Below are 10,304 nucleotides of genomic sequence, written 5' to 3'. Positions count from 1 at the left end.
CGGGCGCGTTGCGCACGAGGTACTCGATCGCGTCCTGGTCGCCGAGCCAGTCCGAGCCCTTCACGGTGTCGTACATGTGCCAGCGCCAGTCGTCGGGCCCCATGTTGCCGAGCGAGGCCGAGATGCCCCCTTGCGCCGCCACCGTGTGCGAACGCGTCGGGAACACCTTGCTGATGCAGGCGGTGCGCAGGCCCGCCTGCGAGCAGCCGACCGTGGCGCGAAGCCCCGCGCCGCCCGCGCCGACGACCACCACGTCGAAGGTGTGGTCGATGATGGTGTAGGCGTTCGCGGTTCCGTTGGCGGCCATGGCTTGCGGCTCCCTGGGCGTTTGTTGACGGGTCAGACGAGGCGGCCGAGCCCCACGCGCAGGATCGCGTAGAGGCAGGCCACGGCGACGACGACCGCGTAAAAATTGTTGGCGAACACGGCCGCGATCTTCAGGGCCGGGCTGTGGACGTAATCCTCGATGATCACCTGCATCCCCAACCGCATGTGGATCGCGACCGAGGCCACGGCCAGGATCAGGACGATCGCGACCGCCGGGTGCGACACCAGGGCCACCGCCTCCGGGTAGGTGCGGCCGGCCATGAGGGCGATGATCGCCACGAAGGCGAGCATCAGCGGCGCGTTGGCAGCCGCCGTCAGCCGCTGCATCCACCAGTGCCCGACGCCGTGATGGGCGACGCCGAGGCCGCGCACGCGGGCGCGCGGCGTGCGGATCGAGACCTGCGGGTCCTGAAGGATCTTGGCCTTGGCCATGGGCGGGTCTCCTCAGCGCACCAGCAGGGCGAGCGCCCAGACGACGAGCGTCAGCGTCGCCGAGCCGATCAGGGTGGCGCGGGCGAGCGCCATGCGCTTGTCGCGGTCGAAGCCGTAGCCGGCATCCCACACGAAGTGGCGCAGGCCCCCGAGCATGTGGTGCAGCAGCACGAAGGTGTAGGCAAACAGCACGATCCGCCCGATCCACGAGCCGAAGAACCACGCCACCCAGGCATAGGCCGCCGGGCCCGAGGCGAGCGCCACGAGCCAGACCGCCACCAGGGCCGTGCCGCCGTAGAGCGCCGTGCCGGTGATGCGGTGGAACACCGACATCGCCATCGTCCAGGTCCAGCGGTAGATCTGGAGATGGGGCGAGAGCGGCTGGGCGACCGAGGGGCGGGCGGTGGGTGCCATCGTGCGGGAGCCTCGCGTTGCGAACTGGACCGTCTCTAATCTGCCTGGGCTAGAGCGCCGGGCGCCGCGCCGCAATGCGGCATGACCGGCCGGCGCTGACGATTCCGATCCGGTATCGCCTGCCGCGCGTCACGGCAGCCGCCCGATGATCCGCCACCACAGGAAGTCGAGCGGCGCGGCGATCAGCAGCGAGGCGACGCCGTAGGCGAAGGTCGCCCGGGTCGCGTCCTTGAGCGACACCCCGCCGAGTTCCCGCGCGAACACGATCGGCGGCGCCTGGTAGGGAAAGAACAGGGTCGCGTAGCCCACCACCTGCACCATCACCACGTCGAGGAGCGGCAGGCCGCTGGCGCCGGCCATTTCGCCGGCGAGCGCGGTGTAGAGCGCCGGCGCGCCGTTGGCGGTGACGACGAGCGTCAGGATCGTACTGATGCCGGTCAGCACCGCGAAATTCTGCGCCGCGGCGCCGGGGGCGAGCGGGGCGACCGCGAGCAGCGCGTGGCCGAGGCGCGCGCCCAGCCCCGTCTCGTCGACCAGCGCCACGAGGCCGAGCAGCGCGGCGATGTAGAAGCAGGTGCGCAGCGAGACCTGCGCGAAGGCGTCGGCCGGCAGGACGCCGACCCGCGGCATCAGGCAGATCACCGCGGCCGAGAGCCCGACCCAGGCCGGGGCGATCCCGTGCAGGCCGTCGGTCATCCACAGGGCGAGCGTCCCGGCCAGGATCAGCGCCAGCCGGCGCTCCGCGGCCGAGGCCGACGGCAGGGGCGGGAGCGCCGCGGCGCCCGCCTCCAGCCGGTCGGGACAGATCCGCACGATCACCGCGACCAGCACCACGCCCTTGACCAGCGCCAGCACCGGCGCGTGCAGCCAGAGATAGGGCAGGTAGGTGAGGTGGAGGCCCTGGAGCCGCTCGGCGGCGCCGGCCATCACGAGGTTCGGCACGTTGGCGGGCAGGATCGCCGCCGACAGGATCGGGGTCGCGAGCCCCACCGCCATCACCGCGCCGACCCGGCCCCGGCGCCCGGCAACGAGCCCGAAGGCGTCACAGAGCGCGAGCGTCACCGGGATCATCAGGGCGATGCGCCCGAGATTGGACGGCATCACGAAGGCGAGGCCGAAGCTGAACGCCACGAGCCCGCCGATGAAGCGCGGATAGGAGCCGGACAGGTGCCGGCTCAAGGTCTGCGCCAGCCGGGCGCCGAGCCCGGTGCGGACCATCGCGAGGCCCACCACCATCCCCGACATCACCAGCCAGAAGGCCGAGGCGGCAAAGCCCGAGAACACCGTCGCGGGCGTGCCGAGCCCGAGCAGCATGGCGAGCGCGAAGAACAGCAGCGCCGTGACGATCTCCGCCACCAGCGCCGTCGCCCACAGCCCCATGCACAGCACGAGCAGCGCGCCGGTCGTCAGGATCGCCGCCTCGCCTCCCATGCCCTGCCGCCCCCGCCCGCTCGTTCCGCGCCGAGCCTACGCGCCACTTCGGAGCGGTTCGCAATGCGGCCCTCGTTGACGAAGCCTTCGCATACGGCGAAGGATGGGGTCGCTCGCCCTGCGCGATGTGTGAATCCGGCAGCCCTTTGCGGAGGGTGAGGGAAGGCCGCCGGACTTCACGGGCGGCGGAGTCCGACGTGAAGGGTACGACGCGGTGCTGCGCTTCGACCTCGTCGATCTCGCCCTGTTCCGCCACGTGGTCGAGGCCGGCTCGATCACCCACGGGGCGGGACGCGCCAACCTCGCGCTCGCCGCCGCCTCGACCCGGATCCGGGCGATGAAGACCTCCCTCGGCGCCGCGCTCCTGACGCGCAACCGCCTCGGCGTCACCCCGACGCCGGCGGGCCGCGCGCTGCTCGCCCATGCCCGCGGCCTCATCGCCGGCATCGAGCGGATGCAGGACGCGCTGTCGGCCTTCTCCGACGGCACCGTCGGGCAGATCCGGGTGCTGGCCAACACCAACGCGCTCACCGAGTTCCTCCCCGACGCGCTGGCCGCCTATCTTGCGAAGAACCCCGGCATCAGCGTCGAGATCGACGAGCACACTTCCGACGAGATCGTCGGGCGCGTCGCGGACGGCACGGCCGATCTCGGCATCCTGTCGGGCGCGGTCGATACCGGCGATCTCCAGACCTTCCCGTTCCGGCAGGACCGGTTCGTGCTCGTGGCCGCCGGCACGCATCCGCTGGCGGGGCGCGCGGCGGTCGCCTTCGCCGAGGTGCTTGCCTACGACCTCGTCGGGCTCGACCGGGCGAGCGCGCTCACCCGGTTCCTGGCCGACAAGGCGGCCCGGGTCGGGCGCCCGATGCGGTTGCGCGTGCAGTTGCGCGGGTTCGATGCGGTCTGCCGCCTCGTCGACGCCCGCGTCGGCCTTGGCATCGTACCCGAGAGCATGGCCCGGCGGGTGGCGCGCGGCCTCGACATCGCCGTGGTGCCGCTGACCGAGCCGTGGGCGACCCGCGACCTGACGCTGTGCCTGCGCGACCTCGACGCGCTCCCGGCCTTCGCGCGCGATTTCGTGATGCACCTGCGCGCGTGAGCGGCGCGGCGTGATCGCGCCGGTTGCCCCGCGGCGGACATCGCGGCATCAGCGGCCGCGATGTCCGATCTTCCCGCGACCGTTCCGTCTCCGAGCGCGCTGCCGATCGATGCGGTGCTGCCGGCGCTCGGCGCGGCCATGGCCGGGGGAGGCGCCGCGGTGCTGGTCGCGTCGCCCGGCGCCGGCAAGACCACGCGGGTGCCGCTGGCGCTCCTCGCCGCCGGCTGGCTGGACGGCCGCAAGATCGTCCTGCTGGAGCCGCGGCGCCTCGCGGCCCGGGCCGCCGCCGAGCGCATGGCCGCGACCCTGGGGGAGCGCGTCGGCGACACCGTCGGCCTGCGCGTGCGCCTCGGCTCCAGGATTTCCGCGCGCACCCGGATCGAGGTCGTCACCGAGGGCGTCTTCACCCGGATGATCCTCGGCGACCCGGAACTCTCCGGCGTCGGCGCTGTGCTGTTCGACGAGTTCCACGAACGCTCGCTCGACGCCGACCTCGGCCTCGCCCTGGCGCTCGACGCGCGGTCGGCGCTCCGGGAGGACCTGCGCCTCCTGGTGATGTCGGCCACGCTCGACGGCGCCCGCGTCGCGCGGCTCCTGGGCGGCGCGCCGGTGATCGCGTCGGAGGGGCGCGCCTTCCCGGTCGAGACCCGCCACGCCGAGCGCGACCCGACCCGCCGGATCGAGGACGCGATGGCCGAGGCGGTCCTGCGGGCGCTGCGGGCCGATCCGGGCTCCGTGCTGGCCTTCCTGCCCGGCCAGGCCGAGATCCGCCGCGTCGCCGCGCTGCTGGAGGGCCGGGTCGGGGCCGGGACCACGCTCGCGCCGCTCTACGGCGCCCTCACGCCCGCCGAGCAGGACCGCGCCGTGGCGCCCGCGGGGCCGGGCGCGCGCAAGGTGGTGCTCGCCACCAGTATCGCCGAGACCTCGCTGACGATCGAGGGCGTGCGCATCGTGGTCGATTCCGGGCTCGCGCGGGTGCCGGTCTACGAGCCCGGGCTCGGGCTGACCCGCCTCGTGACCGCCCGCGCGTCCCGCGCCTCGGTCGACCAGCGCCGCGGCCGCGCCGGCCGCACCGAACCCGGCGTGTGCTGGCGGCTCTGGGCCGAGGCCGCGACCGCGGCGCTCGAACCCTTCGCCCGCCCCGAGATCGTCTGCGCGGATCTGGCCGGGCTGGTGCTCGATTGCGCCGAATGGGGCGTGACCGACCCCGGCACCCTCGCCTTCCTCGATCCTCCGCCCCCGCCGGCCCTGAACGAGGCGCGCACGATGCTGCGGGACCTCGGCGCGATCGATGCCGACGGGCGGCTCACCCCGACCGGCGCGCGCCTGCGGGCGCTGCCCCTGCCGCCGCGGCTCGCGCGCATGGTGGTGGCCGCCGGAGCCGCAGCCGGAGCCGCCGCCGACCTCGCCGCGGTGCTGGTCGAGCGCGGCCTGGGCGGCGACGCGATCGACCTTACCGATCGCGTCGCGGTATTCCGCCGCGACCACGGCCGGCGCGCCGCCGACATGCGCCGGATGGCGCAGGGCTGGGCGCGATCCGCGACGACCGGGTCCGCGGCGCAGGATCGCGGCGCGCCCGCGCCGACGGCCGGATCGCTCCTCGCGCTGGCCTATCCCGACCGGGTGGCCAAGGCCCGCGGGCGCGACGGCGAGTTCGTGATGGCTAACGGCCGGGCCGGGCGCCTCGACCCCGCCTCGCCGCTCGCCCGCGAAGCGTTCCTCGTCGTGGCCGACATCGTGGGGGCTGCCGGCAACGCCCGCATCCTCGCCGCCGCCGCCATCACCCGTGAGGCCATCGAGGCGGGTTTTCCCGACCGCATCGCGGCGGCGACGCAGGTGGCGTTCGATGCCGCGGCCTGCGCGCTGCGGGCGCGCAGCCTGCGCCGCCTCGGCGCGATCACCCTGGGCGAGCGCACGCTGCCGGTGCCGCCGGACGCCGAATCCGCCCGCATCCTCGCCCGCGGGATCGCCGGCCTCGGCCTCGACCGGCTGCCCTGGACACCGGCGCTCGCGCAGTGGCGCGCCCGCATCGCGTTCCTGCGCGCCGCGGAGGGCGAGGCATGGCCGGACCTGTCGGATGCCGCCCTGGCCGCGACCGTGGAGGCGTGGCTCGCCCCGGCGCTCATCGGCCGGCTCGGCCTCGACGCCGTCACCGCCGCCGATCTCGGCGAGGCGCTGCACGGGCTGCTGCCCTGGGCGCTGCGCGCGCGCCTCGACGCGCAGGCGCCGACCCACGTGGAGGTGCCGACCGGCTCGCGCCTGCCCGTCGATTACGCGGCCGAAGGCGGCCCGGCGCTGGCGGTGCGGGTGCAGGAACTGTTCGGGCTGGCGGCGCACCCGGCGGTCGGCGGCGTGCCGCTGGTCCTCCACCTGCTCTCGCCCGGGCACCGCCCGGTGCAGATCACCCGCGACCTGCCCGGCTTCTGGCGCGGCTCGTGGAGCGCGGTCCGCGCCGAGATGCGCGGCCGCTATCCTCGCCACCCCTGGCCGGAGAACCCGCTGGAGGCGCCCCCGACGCGACGTGCGAAGCCCCGGGGGACGTGACCCGCGGGGCCGACCGGCCGGCGCTCTTCCGGGAGCCGCTGGACGCGGCGCGGCCGGGGCACGAGGATGCGCGAGGCCCGCCCGACCCTGTCGAGACATCCGACGCATGCCGCCCGACACCGCCCCGCCCGAACCCGAAGACCCGGATGCGTCCGGCTGGGCCCCCATCCGCGACACCGGCTTCATCGCCCATGTCGGCCCCGTCCATGTCCGCGCGGCGGACGGCGCCTACGCCTTCCGCGCCGCGGGCAAGCACGCCAACCTGATCGGCGTCGTCCACGGCGGCATGCTGATGAGCTTCGCCGACCGCGCGCTCGGCGAGACCGCGATGCGGGCGGCCGACGGGGCGAACTGCGTCACGATCCAGATGGAGATGCAGTTCATCGACACCGCGCGGATCGGCGACTGGATCACCGTGGCGCCGGAGGTGGTCAAGCGCACCGGCTCGCTGGTCTTCCTGCGCTGCGAGGTCCGGCACGCCGAGCGCATCGTCGCCCTCGCCACCGGCGTGTGGAAGATCCTTCGCAGGCGCCCGGAGAGCGCCCCGGTTCCCGCCCCGCCGCCCGCGCCTATCTAGAAGCGCGATGAGCGCGCAACCCGCCACCGACCCGACCCTCGCCCGCCTCGGCGCGGCGCTGGCCGGCCTGCCCGCGCGCGGGCTGCCGCCGGTGGAGACTTGGAATCCGCCCGATTGCGGCGCGATCGACATCCGGATCGCCGCGGACGGCACGTGGTTCCACGACGGCAGCCGGATCCGCCGCCCGAGGCTCGTGAAGCTGTTCGCCTCGATCCTGCGGCGCGAGCCGGACGGGCGCACCGTGCTGGTGACGCCGGTGGAGAAGCTGGCCATCACCGTCGAGGACGCCGCCTTCGTCGCCGTCGAGATGGCGGTCGACGGCGCGGGCGAGGCCCGCCGCATCAGCTTCCGCACCAACGTTGACGACCTCGTGCCCGTCGATGCCGAGCACGGACTGCGCTTCGAGCAGACCGGCACCGGGGCGCTCAAACCCTACCTGCACGTGCGGCGCGGCCTGTGGGCCCTGGTGACGCGGGCGCTGACCTACGACCTCGTCGCGCTCGGCGAAGCGCGCGCGATCGACGGCGTGCCCTGGTTCGGGATCGCGGCCGGCGGCCGCTTCCACCGCATCGCCCCGGCCGAGGTCGCGTGAGCCGCGTGCGGTCGCCCGCGGCCGAGGCGGATCTCGCCGACTTCCTCGCCCGTGCGGAAGCGGGCCTGTCGCGCGATCCGCCGGGGCCGGACGATCCGACCGTGAACCCGCGCGGCGACCACAGCCTGGAGCCGGACGGCAGCGCCGTCATCCCGCCGCCGCCGCACCGCCGCGCCGCCGTGCTGGTGCCGGTGGTGGCGCGCACGGCTGGGCTCGCGGTCGTGCTGACCCAGCGCGCGGGCCACCTGCGCGACCATTCGGGTCAGGTCGCCCTGCCCGGCGGCAAGATCAATCCGGGGGATGCGAGCCCGCTCGCGGCCGCGTTGCGCGAGGCGGAGGAGGAGATCGGTCTTGCCCCCGCCTGCGTCCGGATGCTCGGTTACCTCGATCCCTACCTCTCGGCGACCGGCTTCCTCGTCGTGCCGGCGATCGGGCTGATCGATCCGGAGGCGCGGCTCGCCCCGAACCCGGCCGAGGTCGACGCGATCTTCGAGGTGCCGCTCTCCATCCTGACGGACCCGGCGCGCTACCGCCTGCGCACGCGGGACTGGCAGGGCCGCGCGCGCCGCTTCTACGCCCTGCCCTACGGCGAGCGGCTGATCTGGGGCGTCACCGCGGGAATCCTGCACAATCTCCACGCGCGGCTCGGATTCGCCGCGCGGGAGGCCGGCGGCGCTGCTCTTGCCGGCTCCGGCCCCCTATCTGAGCGCGTGGAGGGCATCCGCCCTCGCGAATGAACGGGTCTCATGCTGCGTCGCTTCGTGGAGGAGTTCGCGCTCTTCCTGCTGCCCTTCGGGCTGTTCTTCGCCTACCTGCTGCTCGTCGGCCGCAACCCGCTGCGGCGGGCGCACTGGGACGTGCAGTTCTTCCGGCTCGTCATGGCGGGCCTTGCCATCGTGATCGCCTCGCTGGTGCTGACCGGCCTGTTCTCCGAGCGCCACGCCGCCGGCTTCGTGCCGGCCCACATGGAGAACGGGACGCTCGTGCCGGGCACGTTCCGCTGATGCGGACCCTCGCCGTCGACGGTCCGGCGCGGCTGCTCGCGCGGCCGGGCGTCCGTGCCGCGCTCGCCGCCCTCGCCGTGCCGGGCGAGGAGACCCGCCTCGTCGGCGGGTGCGTGCGCGACGCGCTCCTCGGGATCGACGCCGCCGACATCGACCTCGCCACCACGCTGCTGCCCGATGCCGTGGCGGCGCGCGGCCGCGCCGCCGGCCTCAAGGCGATCCCGACCGGGATCGAGCACGGCACCGTGACGCTGATCGCCTGCGGCGAGCCGATCGAGGTGACGACGCTGCGCGAGGACATCGCGACCGACGGACGCCACGCGATCGTCCGCTTCGGCCGGGATTTCCGCCGCGATGCGGAGCGCAGGGACTTCACCGTCAACGCGCTCTTCCTCGGCGCCGACGGGCGCCTCGCCGACACCGTCGGCGGCCTCGCCGACCTCGAAGCCGGCCGGGTCCGTTTCATCGGCGACGCCGCGACGCGGCTGGGCGAGGACGCGCTGCGGATCTTGCGCTTCTTCCGCTTCCATGCCCGCTTCGGCGACGGGCCGCCGGACCCGGGGGGGCTCGCCGCCTGCATCGCCGCGCGCGGCGCCCTCGCGACCCTGTCCCGCGAGCGCGTCCGGGCGGAGTTCCTGAAGCTGCTGATGGCCCCCGGTGCGCGCGCTGCGATCGACGTTCTGAGCGAGACCGGCCTGCTTACCCGCATCACCGGCGGCGTCGGCGAGGCCGGGCGGCTTTCGCGGGTCGCCGCCGCGAAGGCGCCGGCGGCGACGCGGCTGGCGGCGCTGGCGGTGGCGACGCGGGACGACGCCGCGCGCCTGCGCAAGGCCCTGCGGCTGTCGAAGGCCGAGCACGCCGCCCTCGACGGCTACGCGCGGGCGCTCGCCGCTTTGAAGGGTCGTGCCACGATCGACGCCCGGGCGCTGCGTGCGCTCGTCGCCGAGCATGGCACGGAGGCCGTGGGCGCGGCCCTGGCGGCGACCGCGGGCGAGCCGCGGCCACTGATCGCCGCCGCCGCGACGGCGGCCTGGGAAGCCCTCGGGAATGGCCCCCTCCCCGTCCTCCCGGTCGGCGGCGCGGATCTCGTCGCCCGCGGCATCCCGGCCGGTCCGCGGATCGGACGGGCGCTGGCGGCGGCGCGCCGGCTCTGGCTGGCCGAGGGCTGTCCGGCAGGCCCCGACGCGACGGAACGCCTGATCGCGCTGGCGCTGGCGAGCGATCGACGGACGCCGCCGCCGGAACCCACCCGCGACGCCGATCCCGGCGGCCCCTGAGGAAGGCGCGCCCGCGTCAGAGCTTCAGGAGGTTCTTGGTCTCCCGGAGCTGGACGATCTGACCGTTCAGCTCCTCCCGCTTCTGCATGTCCTCGGTGGCGTCGCGCTGCATCTCGGCCGCCTCGATGTCCTTGTCGAGGGATTCGGGCGTCAGCTCCTCGATCGGCGCGGCGCGCTCGGCGAGCACCGTGACACCGGTGGGGCCGATGTCGGCAAAGCCCCCGCGGACGTAGATGCGCTTGCCGCTGTTGGCCCGCTCGGTGACGACGATGACGCCGACGCGCAGCGAGGTCAGCACTGGCGCGTGGCCGGCGAGCACCGTCATCTCGCCCTCGGTGCCGGGAAGCTGCACCGACTCGACCTGGCCGGAATACAACGTCCGCTCGGGGCCGACGAAATCGAACTGGAAGGTGGCCATGTCGGGGTCCCGCGCGTGCTGTCAGTCGCGGAGCCCCGGCCCGCGGGCCGGGGCTCCGGCGTTTCGCCCTCAGGCCGCCTTCAGCTTCTTGGCCTTCGCCTGGGCGTCCTCGATCGTGCCGACCATGTAGAAGGCCGCCTCCGGCAGGTCGTCGTACTTGCCCTCGACGAGGCCCTTGAAGCCCTTGAT

Annotated in this window: 12 protein-coding genes; 7 read left to right on the top strand and 5 right to left on the bottom strand. The window is 74.6% G+C overall.

Going from position 1 to position 10,304, the window contains the following annotated elements; genetic code table 11:
* The 4 genes from ACFE86_RS18445 to ACFE86_RS18430 all read right to left on the bottom strand — a co-directional run.
* On the bottom strand, positions 1-307 hold a 307-nt coding region (locus ACFE86_RS18445), incomplete at its 3' end, for an FAD-binding protein (RefSeq protein ID WP_375456776.1).
* 32 nt (positions 308-339) lie between these two features.
* Positions 340-759, bottom strand: a complete 420-nt coding sequence (sdhD, locus tag ACFE86_RS18440) for a succinate dehydrogenase, hydrophobic membrane anchor protein (RefSeq protein WP_375456775.1) — start codon at positions 757-759, stop codon at positions 340-342.
* 12 nt (positions 760-771) lie between these two features.
* Positions 772-1,173, bottom strand: coding sequence for a succinate dehydrogenase, cytochrome b556 subunit (gene sdhC, locus ACFE86_RS18435; RefSeq protein ID WP_375456774.1), 402 nt, complete (start codon positions 1,171-1,173; stop codon positions 772-774).
* Positions 1,174-1,302: 129 nt separating this feature from the next.
* Positions 1,303-2,604: an SLC13 family permease gene (locus ACFE86_RS18430; RefSeq protein ID WP_375456773.1), complete on the bottom strand. Its 1,302-nt coding sequence runs from the start codon at positions 2,602-2,604 to the stop codon at positions 1,303-1,305.
* Positions 2,605-2,818: 214 nt separating this feature from the next.
* Here ACFE86_RS18430 and ACFE86_RS18425 point away from each other — a divergent pair, with 214 nt between their 5' ends.
* The 7 genes from ACFE86_RS18425 to ACFE86_RS18395 all read left to right on the top strand — a co-directional run bounded on the left by ACFE86_RS18425 (position 2,819) and on the right by ACFE86_RS18395 (position 9,697).
* Positions 2,819-3,703, top strand: a complete 885-nt coding sequence (locus ACFE86_RS18425) for a LysR substrate-binding domain-containing protein (RefSeq protein ID WP_375456772.1) — start codon at positions 2,819-2,821, stop codon at positions 3,701-3,703.
* A 60-nt stretch (positions 3,704-3,763) separates the two neighbouring features.
* Entirely contained in the window at positions 3,764-6,247 is a 2,484-nt protein-coding gene (gene hrpB, locus ACFE86_RS18420) for an ATP-dependent helicase HrpB (RefSeq protein ID WP_375456771.1), read from the top strand.
* Positions 6,248-6,353: 106 nt separating this feature from the next.
* Positions 6,354-6,824, top strand: a complete 471-nt coding sequence (locus ACFE86_RS18415) for a PaaI family thioesterase (protein WP_375456770.1) — start codon at positions 6,354-6,356, stop codon at positions 6,822-6,824.
* A 7-nt stretch (positions 6,825-6,831) separates the two neighbouring features.
* The gene (locus tag ACFE86_RS18410; RefSeq protein ID WP_375456769.1) at positions 6,832-7,416 is read left to right on the top strand and encodes a DUF1285 domain-containing protein; all 585 of its coding nucleotides are present in this window, start codon (positions 6,832-6,834) and stop codon (positions 7,414-7,416) included.
* The gene (locus tag ACFE86_RS18405) at positions 7,413-8,153 is read left to right on the top strand and encodes a CoA pyrophosphatase (RefSeq protein WP_375456768.1); all 741 of its coding nucleotides are present in this window, start codon (positions 7,413-7,415) and stop codon (positions 8,151-8,153) included. Before ACFE86_RS18410 ends, ACFE86_RS18405 begins: the two co-directional genes overlap by 4 nt.
* 9 nt (positions 8,154-8,162) lie before the next feature.
* Positions 8,163-8,420, top strand: coding sequence for a DUF6111 family protein (locus ACFE86_RS18400; RefSeq protein ID WP_375456767.1), 258 nt, complete (start codon positions 8,163-8,165; stop codon positions 8,418-8,420).
* Positions 8,420-9,697 carry a CCA tRNA nucleotidyltransferase gene (locus ACFE86_RS18395; RefSeq protein WP_375456766.1) on the top strand — a complete coding sequence of 426 codons (1,278 nt, stop codon included), beginning with the start codon at positions 8,420-8,422 and terminating at the stop codon, positions 9,695-9,697. Before ACFE86_RS18400 ends, ACFE86_RS18395 begins: the two co-directional genes overlap by 1 nt.
* Positions 9,698-9,713: 16 nt before the next feature.
* Here the strand turns inward: ACFE86_RS18395 and ACFE86_RS18390 are convergent, their stop codons facing one another.
* Positions 9,714-10,115: a F0F1 ATP synthase subunit epsilon gene (locus ACFE86_RS18390; RefSeq protein WP_375456765.1), complete on the bottom strand. Its 402-nt coding sequence runs from the start codon at positions 10,113-10,115 to the stop codon at positions 9,714-9,716.
* Positions 10,116-10,304 lie beyond the last annotated feature (189 nt).

Origin of the sequence: uncultured Methylobacterium sp., assembly GCF_964244095.1 — a bacterium.
In the GTDB taxonomy this organism is placed as follows: domain Bacteria; phylum Pseudomonadota; class Alphaproteobacteria; order Rhizobiales; family Beijerinckiaceae; genus Methylobacterium.
The sequence above is the reverse complement of the archived record's forward strand: the minus strand, read 5'-3'. Positions and strand labels throughout refer to the sequence as shown.

Excerpts from the sequence above, each read along its gene's own strand:
- sdhD (WP_375456775.1), bottom strand. The coding sequence starts at position 759 with ATGGCCAAGGCCAAGATCCTTCAGGACCCGCAGGTCTCGATCCGCACG.
- sdhC (WP_375456774.1), bottom strand. The coding sequence starts at position 1,173 with ATGGCACCCACCGCCCGCCCCTCGGTCGCCCAGCCGCTCTCGCCCCAT.
- ACFE86_RS18430 (WP_375456773.1), bottom strand. The coding sequence starts at position 2,604 with ATGGGAGGCGAGGCGGCGATCCTGACGACCGGCGCGCTGCTCGTGCTG.
- hrpB (WP_375456771.1), top strand. The coding sequence starts at position 3,764 with ATGTCCGATCTTCCCGCGACCGTTCCGTCTCCGAGCGCGCTGCCGATC.
- ACFE86_RS18415 (WP_375456770.1), top strand. The coding sequence starts at position 6,354 with ATGCCGCCCGACACCGCCCCGCCCGAACCCGAAGACCCGGATGCGTCC.
- ACFE86_RS18410 (WP_375456769.1), top strand. The coding sequence starts at position 6,832 with ATGAGCGCGCAACCCGCCACCGACCCGACCCTCGCCCGCCTCGGCGCG.
- ACFE86_RS18400 (WP_375456767.1), top strand. The coding sequence starts at position 8,163 with ATGCTGCGTCGCTTCGTGGAGGAGTTCGCGCTCTTCCTGCTGCCCTTC.
- ACFE86_RS18395 (WP_375456766.1), top strand. The coding sequence starts at position 8,420 with ATGCGGACCCTCGCCGTCGACGGTCCGGCGCGGCTGCTCGCGCGGCCG.
- ACFE86_RS18390 (WP_375456765.1), bottom strand. The coding sequence starts at position 10,115 with ATGGCCACCTTCCAGTTCGATTTCGTCGGCCCCGAGCGGACGTTGTAT.